This window comes from Sphingomonas sp. ABOLH, assembly GCF_003951715.1.
Lineage (GTDB): Bacteria > Pseudomonadota > Alphaproteobacteria > Sphingomonadales > Sphingomonadaceae > Sphingomonas > Sphingomonas hankookensis_A.
In genome coordinates this window covers 1-19,359 of sequence record NZ_QQWV01000016.1, presented here as the reverse complement: position 1 = coordinate 19,359, position 19,359 = coordinate 1, and the positions used below count along the sequence as shown (strand labels likewise).

Here is a 19,359-nt window from a genome sequence, read left to right as displayed (position 1 = left end):
CCTCCATCGACCTTGCCGATTCGGACGGGGCGTTGGACAGAATGTCCGGCGACGGACACCCGGTCGCCGCGTCAAGCGGCTGGAACATCCTGTTGATCGAGGATGATCCGGTCGTCGCCCGGACGACCAATATCCTGTTCCGCCTTGCCGGACACCGGGTCGAATTGGCCGGCCATCCCGACACAGCCTTTTCGTTGCTCGCGCGGCGTCGCTATGACGCGATCCTGCTCGACCTGAACTTCACGATGGGGCGTTCGGACGGGGCGGAGGGGCTGGCTTGCCTGCGCCGGATCATGGCCGGCGATCCGTCCGCCTGCGTCGTGGTCATCACCGCGCATAGCGGCATCCGCATCGCCATCGAAGCGATGCAGGCGGGTGCCCGCGATTTCGTGATGAAGCCGTGGCGTCGTGAGGTGCTGCTGGACAAGGTCGCCGGCGCGGTCGGCCGGTCCGTACGGCCGGCAGCGGGCCGTCCGACCGGGAATCAGGGTTCGTCCGGTCCCGTGCTGCTGGGTACGTCCGTGCAGATGGCGGCGATCCGCGATCTCGTCCGGCGGGTTGGGCCGACGATTGCGTCGGTCTGCATCTCCGGCAGGTCGGGGACGGGACGGTCGCTTGTCGCGGCGGCGGTGCATGCCGCGTCCGGCGATGCCGACCGGGTGCCGCTGCGCCTCGACCTCCGATCGGCCGAGGACTGGGCGTTGCTCGACGGCGCGAGCGGCACCGCGTTGTTGCGCCATGTCGATCGGCTGGATGCGGTGGGGCAGGGGCGGCTGTTCGATCGCCTGCCCCCGGGCCTGCGGGGTATCACTATCGTCGACGATGCCGCGCGGCTGCTGCCCGCGCTGCGGCGGCGGCTGTGCACGGTGGAGATTGCGGTGCCCCGCCTGATCGATCGGCGCGGCGATGCGGTGCTGCTCGCCCGCCATTTCGCGGCGGTGGCCGGGGAAAGCTATCGGCGGCCTGCGCCGGCCCTGACCCCGGCGGCGGAGGCGATGATCGCCGCGACCGATTGGCCGGACGAGGTACGCGGGCTGGCAATGGCGATCGAGCGTGCGGTGCTGCTGGCCGATGACGGCGTGATCGACGCGGCGGCGATCCGTCCAGCGGATGGCGATGCTCCGCCGCCTGTGCCGGGTACGCCCTTCGGTCTGGGCGATGCGGAACGGCTGCTTATCGCCGCTGCGCTCAAGGATCATCGCCACAACGTATCACGCGCGGCGACGGCGTTAGGGATCAGTCGCGGCACGCTGTACCGGCGCATGGCCCAATATGGCCTCTGACATCTCGCTCACTCACCGGGATCGTGCCGTGCTCGTCGCGGCCCTGCTGCTCGTGCTGTGCGGCGCGGCGATGGGCGGTGCGGCGGCGCATGGCCTGTGGCTGGCTTGCGGCGCGGCGCTGATGGTGGCGCTATGGCTCGGCGGGCATCTGCTCGGCCGGGTCCGGCAACCGCCGATTTCGCCGGCGGTAGCCGCGCCGGTGGAGCGCGACGGTATGATCGACCGCCTGCTGCTCGACGCCGCTCCCACGCCGCTGGTGTCGGTGGAGCAGGGAGTCGTCCGGGTGTTGAACCGCTCGGCCCGCACGCTCTTTGCCGCCGACGATCGCGTCGTTTCGGCACCCCCGGCGCTGTTCGACCGCACATCGACCCATGTCCGCTACGCTGCGCGGCATTGGCGGATGGATCGGGTCGCGGTCGGTCCGAACGACGTGGTCGCGCTGATCGATATCGAGAGCGAGGAACGGACCGCCGAGGCGCGGGCGAGCGCGGACATGGTGCGGGTGCTGGGGCATGAGATGCTGAACGGGCTGGTGCCGATCGTGTCGCTTGCCGAATGCGGGGTGGCCGCTGCCGATCCGCAGCGGGGCGATCCGGCATTGCTGCCGGAGATATTGTCGACCCTCGCCCGCCATGCCGAAGGGTTGCAGCGTTTCACCGAAGCCTATCGCGCGCTCGCCCGGCTGCCGCCGCCGTTCCGGCAGACGGTGTCGGTGGCGGAACTGGTCGACGACCTCGCGCGGCTCTTTGCCGGCCGCTGGCCCGACGCCCGCCTGACCGTCCGCGTCGGTCGCGATCTCTGCGCTGCGCTCGACCGCGATCAGCTGAACCAGGCGCTATGGGCGCTGCTGCAGAACGCGGTCGAGGCCGCCGAACCCGGCAACGCGGCCATCGTCCACCTCAACGCCTATGCCGCCCAGGGCAAGTTGATCCTGGAAATCCAGGACGAAGGCCCCGATTTCCCCACTGACACGTTGAAGATCCGTCGCCCATTCCACTCCACCAAACCCACCGGCACCGGCATCGGGCTCAGTCTGGCTCGGCAGATCGTGCAGGCCCATGGGGGCGTGCTGACGTTTTGCCGAACGGACGTGACGACGTTTTCCTGTACTGTCCCGCTGTAACGTGCGGCCCTATGAAGCAAACCGGTCGCGTGCCGCTCGGGCGGTTGGAGAAGGACGGATAGTCATGTTGATGACCCAGACGATGCGCTGGTTCGGGCCGAACGACCCGGTCCGGCTGCGCGACATCCGACAGGCGGGTGCGACCGGGATCGTGACCGCTCTGCACGAGGTGCCGAATGGCGCGGTGTGGGAGCGGGACGCGATCGCCGTGCGGAAAGCGATGATCGAGGACGCGGGGCTCGAATGGCGGGTGGTCGAAAGTCTGCCGGTCGACGAAGGGATCAAGACCCGTTCGGGCGACTGGGACCGGCTGATCGACCATTACCGCCGCAGCCTGACTCATCTCGCGGCGTGCGGCATCGACGTCGTGACCTACAACTTCATGCCGTTGCTCGACTGGACCCGAACCGATCTGGCGTGGGAGCTACCCTATGGCGCCCGGGCACTGCGGTTCGAAGCGGTGGCGGTCGCGGCATATGATATGTTCATCCTGAAGCGTCCCGGGGCCGAGGCGAGCTATTCGGACGCGATGCGCGCCGCAGCCGAGAAGCGCCACGCATCGATGGACGAACGGGCAAGGATCGCGCTGGAACGCACGATCATCGCCGGACTGCCGGGCAGCGAGGAGGGGTTCACGTCGCCCCAATTCCTGGCGGCGATCGAAACCTATGCCGGGATCGATGCGGCACGGCTACGCGACAATCATGTCGCGTTTCTGGAGGCGGTCTGTCCGGTCGCCGACGATCTCGGCATCCGACTGGTCGTGCATCCCGACGATCCGCCCTTCCCGATTTTCGGCCTGCCGCGCGTGGTCAGCACCGAGGCAGATGTGGCCGAGCTGTTCGCGCGCGTGCCGAACGCGTCGAACGGCCTGTGTTTCTGCACCGGATCGTTCGGCGTGCGTGCCGACAATGATCTGCCGGGCATGGTTGACCGGCTGGGCAGCCGGATCGGATTCCTTCACCTGCGATCGGTCGAGCGCGAGGCGGATGACGCGTTCCACGAAGCCGACCATCTGGGCGGGGACGCCGGCATGGCGGCAGTGGTGGCGGCGGTCCATCGCCTGTCGACCTGCGAAGGCCGCAGCATCCCGATGCGGCCCGATCACGGGCACCAGATGCTCGACGACCTGAACCGCACCGCCAATCCCGGCTATTCGCTGCTCGGCCGGATGCGGGGGCTGGCCGAATTGCGCGGGCTTGAACGCGGGATTGCGCACGGCGCGGCATCATAGCGTCGGCGGCGACCGCTTTCGTGGCCGACATCCGCCGACGCGCCGTACGCCTATCAGGACCGATCAAAGATCGATCGCGTACAGCGCATGATGCGCCAGGATGAAGAGCGTGCGCGACTCCTTGCCACCGATCAGTAGCTGGAGGGGGCGTTCGGGCACGTCGATGCGCCGTATTTCGCGACCGTCCTTGTCGTACACCCATATCTGCCCATTGGCGACGTACAGTTCGCCGCCCGGCCCGCGTACCACGCTTTCGCCGCCGCGCGGGGCGACGACGCGCAGGTCGGTCAGCGCACCGCCGGTCGTAACCCGGCCGCTATAGGTAAGGTTCTCCGATGCGTTGGTCAGGGTCACCCGCTCGCCCATCCGTGCGGTGACCAGCCCGTAGCTGTCGAGCGTGTCGGACCAGCGCCAGCCCTGATGATCGTCCGGCCCCTGGTTCCAGACGCGGAAGGCCGGGATCGCGACCGATCCGTCGGGGGAGACATAGGCTTGTCGCTTCGCCTCGGCCATCTTGCTGGTGAAGAAGCTCGACAGCGGCAGGAAGGCGTAGGTCTTCTGGTCGATACGATCGGCGAACTCGCCATTGGCCCAGACATTGACCGGCAGGGCGATGGCGTTCTCGGAGCGAAAGCTCGTGGCCGGGATGGCGCGGACATCGTCCGGTGCCCTAGGATCGATGCTGTAGACCGTCCCGTCCCGCCCGGCGCTGGAGAGGATCAGCAACCGTCCCGATCGATCGATGGTCAGGTTCACCGGGTCGAGGCTCGCCTGCGAAACGGTGGTGAGCCCTTCGGCGGCCGACCAGCCGTGAATGCGCTGATGGAACCGGTCGATGAAGTAGAGCTTGCCCTGCGCATCGATGGCGCCGCCGGCGATCGAATAGAAGCCGTCCGCCAATCGGGTCACGCCGGGTGTCGCCGGCACCGCAGCAACGGTGGCGGGGCGCGGCGTAGCGGCGGGCACGTCGAGCTTTGCGAATTCCCGCTCGCGTACTTCCTGTCCGGTGGTCAGGTCGCGGATCGCGTTCTCGAACGGATATTTGCTCGCCCGGACAAAGGTACCGCAGCCTTCGGTGTCGCAATGGGCATAGGCGCTTTCGGCATTCACATGGACGTTGCGGAAGCGGATGTCGCCCGAATTGACCAGCCGTACCGCCGTGTCCATCGGCTTGGCGGTCCGGGTGACGCGGTAGCCATGATAATTGGCGAACAGGATGTTGCGGCTGTTGTGGAACTCGGTCGACACCGCATAGACGCCGTCGCGCACCTCCTGTTCGGTCTGGGGGGCGAGAAACTCCCAATTCTCGACGTTGCGCAGCACGATCTCGTTCTTGAAATGATGCTCGGCCGACAGTTCATAGACATGGCCGGGCGTCTTCGTATCGCTGACATAGAAGCCGGTGGAGGCGAGCCCGTTCGGCGTCCAGATGGCGTTGAACGTGCCGCCGCCGCCATCGGTCACCCAGATGCTGGCCTTTTGCCCGTCCCAGCGCGCCTCGGGGTCGATCCCGCCGCCGCTCGCCTTGCCCTGGTTGTAGATGACCGGCCCGTGGATGCGGACGTCGTTGACCATTGACCCTTCGCCAGCGCGCCAGATAATGTTGGACGCACGGGGGTTCACGCCGCCGGCATAGAGACCGAGGCCGTAGACGATCGCGTTACCGCCCTTCGCGCTTTCCACCATCGCCTTGGCCGCGCCGACGCCGGCAAAGCGCGGGGCGTTGTCGGGCAGATAGAGCTGCGTCCGGTTCGGGTGGAGCGCGATCAGCACGCTGTCGGGGCGGAGCTTCAGCGTGTCGCTGATGCGGTAGCGGCCGGTCGGCAGGTACACGACGCGGTGCTTGTCCACCGCGCGTTGCAAGGCGGCCGTGTCGTCGGTCCGGTCGTCGCCCCTGGCACCGAGCGCGCGGGCGTTGGCCCATTCGCTGACCGGGGGCAGCAGCGGGAGCGCAGGGGCTGAACGCGCCGGAACCGTGGTCAGCGGGCTCATGGTAATGTCGGTCGCGGTCCTGCCCATCTCCCCGACCCGCGCGAGCTTCAGCCCGTGCGAAAAGTCGGCGACACGCCATTGCTGGCCGGCTCCGGCAATGGTGCGGCCGCTTTCCCGAAATCTTGCGAACACCGGCGTGTTGATGCCGATGGCGTTATCGAAGCCGACCTGGGTGAATACGCTCTGTTCGCTGGAGATGACGACGCCGGCATCGCGGACGTTTTCGAACCGCACATTCTTGCCCCAGAGTGAGTCCGAATAGCCGCGATCGATCTCGATCCCGACGGGTGTATCGCGGATCGCGACGTTGACCAGCGTCAGGTCGACCTCATGTTCGCGGATCGCGGCGTCGCGCTGGCCGGTAAACTCCGAATCGATCAGCGTGAACTGCCACGCCGGCGACGTCTTTTCGGTGACGATGCCATAGCGTCCGCCGAAGAAGCGCAGATTGTCGGCTTCGTTCCCCGCCTGGTAAATGCCGGCAAAACCCGAGCCGAGCCGGAAATCGATGTGGCGCAGAAAGCCGTGTTGCGCGACGCGGAAGCGCACCGCGACCGCACCGGCATTGCCCTCGCCGATCTCGAAATCGACATTGGCCAGCGCCGAATAGAAGGTGGTCGAGGTCGCGTCGAACACCGCGTCGTTGGCCGGCACGCTGGTGGGCGGCGGCACCGGCGGCTTGCCCGCACGATATTGATCCTCCCCGGTGAAGCTCAGCATCGCGCCGATGCCCGACGCATAGCCCGGCGTATGGTCGGCGAGCAGCAGCACGGGGCGGGTCGGACCGACGCCGAACATCCGCACGCCCGATCGCAGGAACAGGGTGCGCGAGATGCGATACCGGCCGGACGGAAGGAACACGACGCCGCCACCGCCGCTCTGCCGGTCGGCGGCGACCGCGTCGATCGCCCGCTGGATGGCGGCGGTATCGTCCGCGCGACCGTCGCCGATGCCGCGGACGGTCACCGCACGCGGATCGTCCGGGGCGGTAAGGAAGACCGACGTCGATTGCGCGGCGGCAGGCATGGGGGCGAGCAGGATCGCAGCGAACAGCAGGCTGTGCACCTTCATGGGGAAGCTCCGTCGATGGAGGAGCCCGGTGCAGGGATCGGCCCCGTACCGGGCAGGGGTCAGGCGGTGTGCGGCACCAGCGATTGTGCCGCGATCGCCACCTGTGTGCGGTTCTGCACGTTCAGCTTGCGCATCAGCGCGGTCATGTGCGCCTTCACCGTCGCCTCGGCGATGCCCAGGTCGTGTGCGATCTGCTTGTTGAACTGTCCGGAACGGACGCCGTGGAGCACCTTTGCCTCGGTCGGTGTCAGTCGCACCCGGGTGCCGACGTCGCGTGCCGATGGCTGTGCGGTTGCGAGCGCTACCATTGCTGCCCTTTCATTGCTCTCTCTCCCTCGTCATACGGATCTGACGCGCGGGCAAAGCCGCCGGAAGATCCTGCCATTACGTTCCGGTTGGTCCGGAATCGGTTGGACAGGTTTGAGTATGTCTGACTATAACTGCTTTGTTCAAGCGGTTTTTTCAATGAAGTCGGTTTGATCTGTTGGACAACTCGCGCAACAGCGAGGGCCATGGGGAGGGTGTGATGACGCAGCGGAATGTGCGTGGAGGGGCGGAATGACGGGTGGCGACGACCTGCGGCTGGCGGTGGCGGCAATCGCCGGGATCGCGCTGGCGATCATCCTGATCGTGCGTGGCCGGCTGCATCCTTTTATCGGCCTGTTGTGCGGCGCCTTCGCCGTCGGCCTGTTTGCCGGACTGCCGCTGATCGACACGGCGAAGGCGGTTCAGAAGGGCGTCGGCGATATCATCGGCGGCACCGGGCTGGTGGTGGCGCTCGGCCTGTCGCTCGGTGCGATGCTGCATCTGTCGGGCGCGGCATCGGCGCTGGCGACCAGTGCGCTGCGTCTCACCGGCCCGCGCGCCGCGCCATGGGCGACGCTGGGCATCGCCATCGTCATCGGCCTGCCGCTGTTCTTCGAAACGGGACTGGTGCTGCTGCTGCCGATCGTGGTCGCCGCCGCCAAGGAAATGGCGAGCGGAGCGACGGCGGAGGAGCGCGATGCGGCGAAGCTGCGGCTCATCATGCCGGCGCTTGCGGGGTTGGGCGTCGTCCATGCGCTGGTGCCGCCGCATCCCGGACCGCTGCTTGCGGTCGAGGCGCTGGGCGCCAATCTCGGCCTGACCATGCTCTATGGCGTGGCGATCGCCATTCCGATCGCGATCCTCGCCGGCCCGGTGCTGGCCCGGTTCGTCACACCCGGCATCCGGCTGACCGAACCGGTACTGAGCAACCCGGTGACCGATCTGGTCACCCCGTCGCGCGCCAGTGCGCTGTTCATCGTGCTGCTGCCGATCGTGCTGATCGCCAGCGGCGAACTGGCCAAGCTGGTCCCGGCGCTTGTGGATTCGGCGATCCTTGCGGCGGCGGCGAACCCGGTGCTGGCGCTACTGATCGCCAACCTCGTCGCGCTGCCGGTGCTGTTCGGGCGGCGGTTGAGCGAAGCGGCGATCCAAGAATCGATCTGGCACGAAACCATGGGTGCGGCCGGCGCGATCCTGCTGGCGATCGGGGCGGGCGGGGCATTGAAGCAAGTGCTGGTCAGCGCCGGCCTGTCCGACCTGCTCGCGCGACTGGTAATGATGTACCCGATCTCGCCGCTGCTGCTCGGATGGCTGGTCGCGGTCGGCATCCGCCTGGCGGCAGGGTCGGCGACGGTCGCCACCATCACCGCGGTCGGCGTGATGCCGGGCGTCGTCGCCGCCTCGGGCGCCTCGCCCGAACTGGTCGTGCTGGCGATCGGCGCGGGGTCGGTGTTCTTCAGCCATGTCAACGATCCGGGCTTCTGGCTGGTGAAGGGCTATATGGGCACCAGCACCGCTGATACGTTCCGCACCTGGTCCTTGCTGGAGACCGTGATTTCGGTCGCTGGACTCATCATGGTCGCAGGGTTGAGCTACATCGTCTGACCGGATGCAATGGAGATACGGAAGCGCGTGACGGGGGAACGACTGGCGGATCGCGCCTATACGGCGATCGTCCGCATCATCGACGAGGACGACCTCGCCCCCGGCGACCGGCTGCCGTCCGAGGCGCGGCTGGCGGAAATGTTCGGCATGTCGCGCACCATCGTGCGCGAGGCGCTGGTCCGCCTTGCCGCTGATGGCATCACCGAGGCGCGGCGCGGCGCCGGTTCCTATGTGAAGCGGCGCCCGTCCGAGCGGCTGGGCGCGCATGTCCCGCTCGACGGACTGGCCGCGACGCTCGGCACCTATGAGGTGCGCTTCGTGGTCGAGGCGGAGGCGGCACGGCTGGCGGCGCAGCGGCGGTCGCACCACGACCTCGAAGTGATCGAGAAGCGGCTGGCGGCACTACGCGGCGCGTTGCTGTCGAGCGCGCCGGCGCATGAAGAGGACTGGCAGCTTCACCGCGCCATTTCGGAGGCGACCGGCAACGACGCCTTCGTCGCGATCTTCGACCAGTTGCAGGAAGGCGTGATGCGCATCCTGCGCGCCGGCGTCGACATTTCCCGCGCCCGTCCGCCGCACGTGATCGAGGCGATGATGGAGGAGCATGACGCTATCGTCGACGCGATCCGCACGCAGGACGGCGACGGTGCCGCCCTGGCGATGCGCTGGCACCTGTCGCAGGGGCGCAAGCGGTTGATGCCGTAGGGGGGATCGAACCGCCCGACCCCAACGTCACCCCGGGCTTGACCCGGGGTCCCGCTTCTTCTCCGCCCGCCGCAGCAAGCGGGACCCCAACCTTCGCTGGGGTGACGTCTGGATCGAACGTTAGATCGCAGCCTCGCTCCGCACCCGACCCAGCACCGCATCACGCAGCCGCCTGACCGGCCACGAACAGGGCAGCACCACCGCCCTCTCGTCAACCGCAGGCCGTTCCAGCGTGGCAAGCTGGCTGTCGAGCAGGCTGGGCGGCATATAATGCCCCTTGCGCCGCCCAAGCCGCTCCGCGAAATCGGCCCGCTCGCCGTCGAGCAGCACGAACAGCAGCGGCACCCCCGCCGCCTGTTCCAGCCGCTCGCGATAGCTCCGCTTCAGCGCCGAACACGCCGCGACCGCCTGTCCCTCGCTGCGCACCGCATCGCCGATCGCGCTGCCGAGCCGGTCGAGCCACGGCCAGCGATCGGCATCGTCGAGCGGATGGCCGGCGCGCATCTTGGCGACGTTCGCCTCACCGTGGAACGCATCCCCTTCGAACCCCACGCAGTTCAGCCGATCCGCGAGCTTGCGCATCAGCGTCGACTTGCCGCAACCGCACACGCCCATGACGATGATGGCACTATGGCGCAGGGCAACGCGGGGCGGGGGCGATGACAGGTGATTCGTCCTTGCTGGCGACCCGGCCGGGTTCGTTCGTGCGTGCTGCCCGCTTCGGCGCGTGCTGACCACCACGACCTTGGTCGCGGTCACGCAGGCGCTGTGCAGTGCTAAGGCCGATAATGATAGAGCGGAAAGGAAGTTTCGATGGGCAGACTGGCATTCTCGATCTGGAGCGGCGTCATGCTCGCCGCGCTGCCCGTCGGTGCAGCCGCCATCGCCCAGCCGACGCGGGGACCATCGGTGTTTCAGAGTGCGCCGAACGATCCCCGCGCCGTCACGGTTCGGGCGAAGGGCGATGGCGTCGCCGACGACAGCGCCGCGCTCCAACAGGCGATCGATACCGCGTCGGCGAAGCCCGGCGGCGGGATCGTGTTCCTGCCCGCCGGCAAATACCGCATCACCCGCACGCTGTTCATCTGGCCGGGCGTGCGCGTGTTCGGCGTGGGACGAACGCGGCCGGTGCTGATGCTCGCGGCCAATACGCCCGGCTTCCAGCGCGGCGTCGGCACGATGGTGCTGTTCGCCGGCAACAATCCGCGCGGGGTGACGCTCGACAATTGGGGCAATCCGATCAAGGGCACGCCGACCGTCCCGGTGCCGCCGCCGAACAGCGTGCCGTTCGACGCCAGCATCGCCGACGCCAATTCGGGCACCTTCTATTCCGCGCTGTCGAACGTCGATTTCGAGATCGGCGAGGGTAATCCGGCGGCGACCGGCGTACGGCAACATACCGCCCAGCACACCTATCTGGCGCATATCGACTTCCGCCTCGGCTCGGCGCTGGCCGGGGTGTATCAGGTCGGCAATCTGGGCATGGACCTACGCTTCTTCGGCGGGCGTTATGGCATCCTCGCCGAAAAGACGTCGCCGGCATGGCAGTACACGCTGCTCGATTCGACCTTCGACGGACAGCGTGATGCGGCGATCCGCGAACATGACGCCAGCTTCACTCTCGTCAACACGCTGATCCGCAATACGCCGGTCGGCATCGACATCGACCGGGGCCATAGCGACCGCCTGTGGGGCAGCGACGTCCGGTTCGAAAATGTGTCGCAGGCCGGTGTCGTCATCAGCAACGAAGGCAGCGTCTTCACCCAGATCGGATTTGCCGGCGCGCTGGCCAGCAATACGCCGACCTTCGCCCGGTTTCGCGACAGCGGCCGCACGGTGGCGGGGAAGGGGGCGCGCTACCGCGTGGGCGAGTTCACCCATGGCTTGACCGTCGACGGCCTGAACCAGCCGGGCAGCTACCAGACGCGCTTCGACGCTGCCCCGATCACCAGCCTGCCCAAGCGTCGCGACCCGGCGATCCGCGCGCTGCCGCCGGTGTCGAGCTGGGTCGATGTCCGCACGCTGGGCGTGAAGGGCGACAACACGGCCGACGATACGCAGGCGATCCAGCGGGCAATCGACCGCAACCGCGTGCTCTATTTCCCCGCCGGCTTCTACCGCGTCACCCATACGCTGAAGCTCCGCCCCGATACCGTGTTGATCGGCCTGCATCCCGGGCTGACCCAGATCGTGCTGCCCGACGACCTGCCGAACTACCGCGACGTCGGCTCGCCCAAGGCGCTGATCGAAAGTGCGAAGGGCGGCGATGCGATCGTCAGCGGCGTCGGGCTGTTCACCGGCGGCGTCAATCCACGCGCGACCGCGATGCTGTGGCGGGCGGGCGAACGTTCGCTGGTCGACGATGTGAAGTTCCAGGGCGGGCACGGCACCACGCTGGCCGATGGCAGCCGGTTCGAACCTTATAACCCCAACCATACCGCCGACGCCGATGTGACCAAGCGGTGGGACGGGCAGTTTTCCAGCCTGTGGGTCACCGACAATGGCGGCGGCACCTTCAACGGGCTGTGGACGCCCAATACCTATGCCCATGCCGGGCTGTACGTGTCGAACACCAGCACGCCGGGCCATGTGTACGAAATGTCAGCCGAGCATCACGCCCGTGCCGAGATCGTGCTCGATGGCGTGCGCAACTGGAATTTCTATGCACCCCAGACCGAGGAGGAAGCGGGCGAGAGCCGCAATGCCGTCGCGCTGGAGGTGCGCAATTCGCGCAACATCCTGTTTGCCAATTTCCACGGCTATCGCGTCACCCGATCGATCCAGCCCGCCCCGGCGGCGGTCAAGCTGTACGGGTCGACCGATATCCGCTTCCGCAACGTCCATGTGAACGCGGAAAGCGGCTTTGCGACCTGCGACGACAATGGCTGCGGCACCTATTTGCGGGCGAGCAAATTCCCTTACGAGAATGCACTGACCGACGTGACGCGCGGCGGAAGCGTGCGGGAGCGCGAATTCGCGGTGCTCGATATCTCCGATGCGACCGGGACGATCCCGACCACAGCGACGATGGCGCCGGTCAGCAAGCTGGCGGACGGATTCTATTCGATCGGTGGCGGCGCGGTGGACCAGAGTGGCAAGCTGTATTTCATCGACCGCCAGTTCCAGCGCATTCATGGCTGGAGCGACCGGGACCGGCTGTCGGTCGTCGCAGACGCGCCGCTGGACGCGATCAATCTGGCGGTGGACGGGTCGAGCGACCTGCTGGTGATGTCGTCGGATGGACCCGAAACCACGGTCTATGCGATCGATCCCAAGACGCCGAACGCGGTTCGCCCGATCGCTCCGACAGCTGCACGGGGCGGACGCAGCGCCCGCGTCGCGCTGCCCGGCAGCTTCTGGAACAATGGCGAGTTCCGCGACCAATATGATCCGGCGCGCGACCATTTCACGACGCTGCCCGAAATGTTCGCGCGTGACATGGCCGCACCCAAGCCCCGCGAATATGTCTCGCCGGACGGCAGCTTGGTCCTGCCCGCCTGGCGCGTGTGGCAGCAGGGGCCGGCCAACCATCTCGGCTGGCGTTTCTCCGACCTGCTCGACACCTATGGCTGGATCACCGGCAAGGTCGGCGACCGGATCCACGTCATCAACGCGTCGGAGAACCGCACCTATAGCGGTTTGCTGGGCGCGGGCGGGGCGGTCAGCGACCTCAAACCCTTCGCCCCGCGCGGCGGGGAGAGCGTGGCGGCCGGTCCCGATGGCCGCGTCTATGTCGCGAATGGGCAAGTGTTCGTCTATGACGCCGCAGGTGTCGAGGTAGGCCGCATCGACGTTCCCGACCGTCCGCTCCAGCTATTGTTTGGGGGAGAGGATAAGCGGACACTGTACATCCTGACCCACCATGCGCTTTACTCTGCCCGTCCCTGACGACAGCTGATTGCCAATACCCAAGACCATGGTCGTAGATGTTAGCGCGAACAGTATCCGCTACATCTGATTCAACGGTCTGCTGCTGAAAAGTTGACGGACCGGCCATGAACTTGGGGGTTGGATCATGTATCGTTTCTCGCCGGATCACCGTCGCCTGGGAACTGCGACGAGCCTGTTCGCACTGGCCTTCGTCCTCGGCACATCGCCGGCCGTCGCACAGGATAGTGCGAATGTCGCGACGGCTGCGCCGCAGGAGGCTCCCGCTGCCGATCAGGACCGGGATTCGTCCGAGATCGTGGTCACCGGAAGCCGCATCGTCGCCAACGGCTTCAATGCGCCGACGCCGACCACCGTGATCGGCGAGGAGCAGATCGCCAACAACGCCCAGCCCAACATCTTCAACACCATCCAGCAGTTGCCCTCGCTGCAGGGATCGACCGGCGCATCGACCGGCACGTTCAGCACGTCGAGCGGGACGCAGGGCCTCAGCTCCTTCTCGCTGCGCGGCCTGCAGCCGATCCGGACGCTGACCCTGCTCGACGGGCAGCGCGTCGTTGGTGCCAACGTCACCGGCGTGCCCGACATCAGCATGTTCCCGCAGCTGCTCGTGAAGCGGGTCGACATCGTCAATGGCGGTGCATCGGCGTCCTATGGCTCGGATGCGGTCGGCGGCGTGGTGAACTTCATCACCGATACCCGGTTCAAGGGGTTCAAGGCCAATGTGCTGGGCAGCATCACCACCTATGGCGATGACGAGACCGCGCTGGTGCAGGCCGCCTATGGCACGTCGCTGTTCGGCGACCGGCTGCACCTGATCGTCAGCGGCGAATATGATAATGAGGGCGGGGTGGGGCCTGGCAATTACGGCATCGACCTGGCCGGTCGTCGCGACTGGCATCGCGCCTCGACCTTGCTCAACACCGGCATCACCAACGGACCCGGGCCGCAGTTCATCTATTCCGATTTCGCGCAACCCTATCAGTACGCGAAATACGGCCTGATCAACAATGGCCCGCTACAGGGGATTGCGTTCGACGCGAACGGGACGCCGGTCAATTTCAACTATGGTTCGGGCGGCGTGCCGCTGGGCAATGGTCGCGTGTCGAACTGCTATCCGGGCAACAGCTTTTGCGTCGGTGGCGACCTGTCGGGTGCGCCGGGGTCGAGCGCGTCGCTCAAGTCCAAGCTGGAACGGATCAACGGTTATGGCCGGATCGGCTACGACCTCGACGCGACCAACGAGGTCTATGCGACCGTCAACATCGCGCAGGTGCAGACCAGCAACCAGCCCAGCCCGGGCTATAACCGTCCCAATCTGACCGTGCAGTGCGCCAACCCGTTCCTGCCGCAGCTGATCCGCGATCGCTGTGCCGCTGCCGGGATCACGTCGTTCAACTTCGGGTCGAGCAATGGGCAGCTGCCCAACCAGCTGGTCCAGACCGACCGCGACCAGTATCGCTTTGTCGTGGGCGCCAAGGGCAAGGTCGACCTGGCCGGCACCGGCTGGACCTATGACGCCTATTATCAGCACGGCACGACCAAGGTCGCGATCGATGTCGACCGCATCGTGCTCCAGCCCCGCTATGTCGCCGCGACCAATGCGGTGGTGCTGAACGGCGCGATCGTCTGCTCCGACGAACGCGCCCGCGCGCTGGGGTGCCAGCCGATCAACATCTTCGGCAATTTTCGGCCGAGCCAGGCGGCGCTCGACTATATCATGCCGCAGGCGGGGCCGCTCCAGCGCACGACGTTGAAGCAGGATGTCGTCAGCCTGAACTTCTCCGGCCAGCCGGTCGACCTGTGGGCCGGGCCGCTGTCGGTCGCATTCGGTGGCGAATATCGCCGCGAATATTATCGGGTGCGCGGTGACGCCTATGGCGCCGGAGTCGCGGCGGTCAGCCCGAACAATGCCCTCTATCCCGCCGACCCGCTGCTGAATTCGGCGCAGGGCAGCAACTGGGCGGCCGGCAACTATAAGAACGGCACCGGCAAGTACGACGTTCTCGAAGGGTTCGTCGAAGTCGATCTGCCGCTGTTCGACAGCGACGCCGCCGGGCGCGCCAACCTGAACGCCGCCGCGCGCCTGACCGATTACAGCACCTCGGGGACCATCTGGGCGTGGAAGGTCGGCGGTACGTGGAACACGCCGCTCGACGGCCTGACGTTGCGCGCGGTGACGTCGCGCGACGTCCGTGCGCCCAACCTGTCGGAACTGTTCGCCGCGCCGACCGTCACCACGCTGCCGAGCTTCAACGATCCGTTCCGCAACGTCGCGGTGCAGGTGTTCCAGAACACGGTCGGCAACCCCAATCTGAAGCCTGAAACCGCGCGCGATACCGAACTGGGCATCGTCTATTCACGGCCGTCGTGGCTGCCGGGGCTGAGCCTGTCGGTAGATTACTACCAGATCAAGCTGAGCGGCGTCGTCTCCAGCCTCTCGCCCGATCAGATCGTGCGCTTCTGCTTCGAAGGCGACCAGACCTTCTGCGGCGGGTTCCAGCTCGACGGGCCGCAGGGCAGCAATTTCGTCAATGTCCAGCCGTTCAACCTGGCATCGTGGAAGACGAGCGGCTTCAATCTCGAGGCGAGCTACCAATGGCGGCAGCCGCTGGGCCTGCCGGGCAACTTCACCGTCCGGGCGCTCGGCACCCATGTCCGCGATTTCATCGTCGATGCCGGGATCGCGGGCGTCGCCAAGCGGGACGATGCCGGCGCGAACAGCGGCGCCATCCCCGACTGGAAATGGCTGGCGACGCAAACCTATGACAGCGGCCGCTTCACGTTGACGGTGCAGGAACGCTGGTTCTCGGATGGCGTGTTCAATAACAACTATGTCGTCTGCCAGACGAACTGCCCGGTTTCGACCGGCAACTACAACACGGTCAATTTCAACAAGATGAAGGGCGAATTCTATCTCGACCTCGGCGCGTCGTTCAAGATTACCGACAATGCCGTCCTGTACGGCAAGATCGACAATGTGGCGGACAATGATCCGACCCCGTCGCCGCAGACCAATACCGGGCTCGACGTGAACCCGGCGCTCTACGACACGCTCGGGCGGACCTATCGCGCCGGGATCCGGTTCAACTTCTAGGACCGGAGTCCGGCTTCGGTCGCGCGATCCGCGCGACCTGACGCGACCGTGCCGTTGGCGAGGGAGCGCTATGGCACGTCGCTCGTTTCGGCACGACGCGCATTTTCGCGCATCGACGGAGTTTCCATGACCGACCCCACGACTGTCACCGAAAGCAACCCCAAGACCGGCCTGACCGACGCATTCCGGGAGCATTTTGCCGGCGACGCCCCGATCACGCAGAAGGCGACGAACTTCGCCAAGGCGCGGCCGTGGACCAGCGCCGCATTTGCCGGGGTCGCCGTCATGGCGGTGCTGAACAGCCTGCGCGGTCGCCGCTGAACCCGGCCACGGGAGGGCCGAAGCGTCCTCCCGTCGGTCGCAATCTTCAGAGCATCACGGAGGCCGGATGGGCAGGCGTTTGCCCTATCGTCCAATGCGCCCGTTGCCGCTAAACCGGCTTATCCACCTTAGCCGGAGCATCAACTGCCTGCCACCCCATTGATCCGACGCCGCGCCGGGTGCACACCGCGGGCATATTCGATTGATGGGACCTTCGATGCGTCATTTCGCCTCCGCCGCCTTGCTTCTGCTCATGTCGTCCACGGTACTCGCGCAAGGCACTGCGCCTTCGGCGACGCCCGCTACCGCGCTGCCGGCGTCCAGCCCCTTCGCGAAGGCCAGCACCTTGCCGTTCGAAGCGCCGCCGTTCGACCGGATCAAGAGCACCGATTACAAACCCGCGCTGCTCGCCGGGATGGCGGCACAGCGGGCGGAGATCAATGCGATCACCCGGGCGCGTAGCGCGCCGACGTTCGAAAACACCATCGCCGCGATGGAGCGGTCGGGACGCCTGCTCGAACGTGCCAGCCTGGCATTCTATGGCGTCGTCGGGGCGAATACCGACGACACGCTGCAACAGACGCAGGCCGACCTGGCGCCGGTGTTCGCCGCGCATCAGGATGCGATCAACCTCGATCCGGCACTTTTTGCGCGGGTGAAGACGCTGTACGACCAGCGCCGGACGCTGGGCCTCGACGCCGAACAGCTGCAGGTGCTGACCCTGACCTATCAGGGGATGGTCCGGGCCGGTGCGCAGCTGTCGCCGGCCGACAAGGCGACGCTCAGCCGGTACAATGGTCAGCTCTCGACGCTGGAGACGGCGTTCCAGCAAAAGCTGCTGGCGGCGGCGAAGGCTGGCGCACTGGTGGTCGACGACAAGGCAAAGCTCGCCGGATTGTCCGAGGGCGAGATCGCCGCCGCGGCCGCTGCGGCCAAGGATCGCGGGCTGGCCGGCAAATATGTGCTGACGTTGCAGAACACGACGCAACAGCCCGAACTGGCGACTCTCAAGGACCGGGCGACGCGCGAGGCACTGTTCAAGGCCAGCTGGACGCGGGCGGCGAAGGGCGATGCAAACGACACGCGCGCGACGATCGCGGATATCGCGCTGCTGCGCGCGCAGAAGGCGAAGCTGATCGGCTTTGCGACCTGGGCCGATTACGTGTTGCAGGACCAGATGGCGAAGACGCCGAAGACCGCGCTGGGGTTCATGCAGCAGCTGGGTACCCCGGTCGCCGCCGAACAGCGTCGCGAGGCGGCGGAGCTGCAGGCGCAGATCAAGGCGACCGGCGGCAATTTCGAACTGAAACCATGGGATTGGGATTTTTATTCGGAACAGGTCCGCAAGGCGAAATACGACCTGAACCAGGACGAGCTGAAGCCCTATTTCGAGATCAACAAGGTCCTGACCGACGGCGTCTTCTATGCCGCCAACCAGCTGTACGGCGTGACGTTCAAGCGCCGCACCGACCTGCCGGTCTATCACCCCGACGTCATGGTCTATGAAGTGAACGAAGCGAACGGCGCGTCCGTCGGCCTGATGTATTTCGATTTCTGGAAGCGCGACAATAAGAATGGCGGCGCGTGGATGTCGAACTTCGTCAACCAGTCGAAGCTGCTCGGCACCAAGCCGGTGATCTACAACGTCTCCAACTTCACCAAGCCGGCGGCGGGACAGCCCGGGCTCATCAGCTTCGACGACGTGACCACGATGTTCCACGAATTCGGCCACGCGTTGCATGGCCTGTTCGCGAACCAGACCTATCCAAGCATCTCGGGCACCAATACGGCGCGCGACTTCGTCGAATTCCCGTCGCAGTTCAACGAACATTGGGCACTCGATCCCAAGGTGCTGCCGAACTACGCGGTCAATTATCGCACCGGGCAGGTGATCCCGCAGGCGCTGGTGGACAAGATCAAGCGCGCCGCGACGTTCAATTCGGGCTATTCGTTCGGCGAAGCGCTGGCCGCGGCCGAGATGGACATGAGCTGGCATTCGCTGAGTGCGGTGCAGGGCAAGCAGAACCCCGATGCGTTCGAGGCACAGGCGCTGGCCGCCACCGGACTCGACATCGCCAACGTGCCGCCGCGCTATCGCTCGACCTATTTCCTGCACATCTGGGGCAACGGCTATTCGGCCGGCTATTACGCCTATAGCTGGACGAAGATGCTGAGCGCGAACGCGTTCAACTGGTTCGAGGAACATGGCGGGATGACCCGCGCCAACGGGCAGCGCTTCCGCGACATGATCCTGTCGAAGGGGCATACCGAGGATTACGCTACGATGTTCCGCAACTTCAACGGCGCCGATCCGCAGGTCGGTCCGTTGTTGAAGGACCTTGGGCTGAACGCGGATGGGTCGCGGATCAAGACGACCGGCTGATCAGGTATCGCGTAAAAATAGACCTTGGCAGGCACCAGTTTCGGCGACTGGTGCCTGCCGACCGGTCGCGCCGATAGAACCGGCGCTTCGAGAACATCACATAGTCCAATCCGAAACCGACAAAAGCCCACACCTATTTGTAACATACGTGCATGCTTGACAGTATGTTTGTTGGGTGGCAGCGTGCTCCTCAGGCCGCGGATGACGGCGTTGGGAGAGGGAATTGAGCTGCCCCCTTCTGAGTGGTCCATCGACTATGACAGTCTGGATCAAGGAAGGGACGACGCATGCCTGCCAAGAAGCACAAGCCTGAGGAGATCATCGGGAAGCTGCGTGAGGTCGAGATCATGC

12 protein-coding genes are annotated in these 19,359 nt (G+C 66.2%); 9 read left to right on the top strand and 3 right to left on the bottom strand.

The genetic code is table 11. The annotated features are described in order from the left end of the window. Positions 1–41 precede the first annotated feature (41 nt). The 3 genes from CA237_RS09615 to uxuA all read left to right on the top strand — a co-directional run bounded on the left by CA237_RS09615 (position 42) and on the right by uxuA (position 3,640). On the top strand, positions 42–1,283 hold the full coding sequence (locus CA237_RS09615) for a response regulator (protein ID WP_066691623.1): 1,242 nt from the start codon (positions 42–44) through the stop codon (positions 1,281–1,283). Between the two features lie 28 nt (positions 1,284–1,311). Continuing rightward, positions 1,312–2,406: an ATP-binding protein gene (locus CA237_RS09610; RefSeq protein WP_241215465.1), complete on the top strand. Its 1,095-nt coding sequence runs from the start codon at positions 1,312–1,314 to the stop codon at positions 2,404–2,406. Between the two features lie 64 nt (positions 2,407–2,470). Beyond that, complete coding sequence (uxuA, locus tag CA237_RS09605; protein WP_066691618.1) at positions 2,471–3,640, top strand: mannonate dehydratase; 1,170 nt, start codon at positions 2,471–2,473, stop codon at positions 3,638–3,640. A gap of 63 nt (positions 3,641–3,703) precedes the next feature. On the opposite strand, the gene CA237_RS09600 is transcribed toward uxuA, so the two are convergent. Next, positions 3,704–6,703 carry a glycosyl hydrolase family 28-related protein gene (locus CA237_RS09600; protein ID WP_066691615.1) on the bottom strand — a complete coding sequence of 1,000 codons (3,000 nt, stop codon included), beginning with the start codon at positions 6,701–6,703 and terminating at the stop codon, positions 3,704–3,706. Positions 6,704–6,762: 59 nt separating this feature from the next. Continuing rightward, positions 6,763–7,011: a LuxR C-terminal-related transcriptional regulator gene (locus CA237_RS09595; protein WP_066691611.1), complete on the bottom strand. Its 249-nt coding sequence runs from the start codon at positions 7,009–7,011 to the stop codon at positions 6,763–6,765. A 250-nt stretch (positions 7,012–7,261) separates the two neighbouring features. Between CA237_RS09595 and CA237_RS09590 the strand changes: the two genes are divergently transcribed. Together CA237_RS09590 and CA237_RS09585 are read left to right on the top strand one after the other, a co-directional pair. Further along, on the top strand, positions 7,262–8,614 hold the full coding sequence (locus CA237_RS09590; RefSeq protein WP_066691608.1) for a gluconate:H+ symporter: 1,353 nt from the start codon (positions 7,262–7,264) through the stop codon (positions 8,612–8,614). Between the two features lie 27 nt (positions 8,615–8,641). Further along, positions 8,642–9,319, top strand: coding sequence for a FadR/GntR family transcriptional regulator (locus CA237_RS09585; RefSeq protein WP_066691660.1), 678 nt, complete (start codon positions 8,642–8,644; stop codon positions 9,317–9,319). A gap of 120 nt (positions 9,320–9,439) precedes the next feature. On the opposite strand, the gene CA237_RS09580 is transcribed toward CA237_RS09585, so the two are convergent. Further along, a complete protein-coding gene (locus tag CA237_RS09580) occupies positions 9,440–9,934 on the bottom strand; it encodes a gluconokinase (protein ID WP_066691605.1) in 495 nt (164 codons plus the stop codon). Between the two features lie 234 nt (positions 9,935–10,168). Here CA237_RS09580 and CA237_RS09575 point away from each other — a divergent pair, with 234 nt between their 5' ends. The 4 genes from CA237_RS09575 (at position 10,169) to CA237_RS09560 (ending at position 19,008) form a co-directional block, all read left to right on the top strand. Continuing rightward, on the top strand, positions 10,169–13,207 hold the full coding sequence (locus tag CA237_RS09575) for a glycosyl hydrolase family 28-related protein (RefSeq protein WP_066691657.1): 3,039 nt from the start codon (positions 10,169–10,171) through the stop codon (positions 13,205–13,207). 127 nt (positions 13,208–13,334) lie between these two features. After that, on the top strand, positions 13,335–16,304 hold the full coding sequence (locus CA237_RS09570; protein ID WP_126013917.1) for a TonB-dependent receptor: 2,970 nt from the start codon (positions 13,335–13,337) through the stop codon (positions 16,302–16,304). A 126-nt stretch (positions 16,305–16,430) separates the two neighbouring features. After that, complete coding sequence (locus CA237_RS09565; protein ID WP_066691596.1) at positions 16,431–16,625, top strand: hypothetical protein; 195 nt, start codon at positions 16,431–16,433, stop codon at positions 16,623–16,625. A 217-nt stretch (positions 16,626–16,842) separates the two neighbouring features. Further along, the gene (locus tag CA237_RS09560) at positions 16,843–19,008 is read left to right on the top strand and encodes a M3 family metallopeptidase (RefSeq protein ID WP_066691594.1); all 2,166 of its coding nucleotides are present in this window, start codon (positions 16,843–16,845) and stop codon (positions 19,006–19,008) included. Positions 19,009–19,359 lie beyond the last annotated feature (351 nt).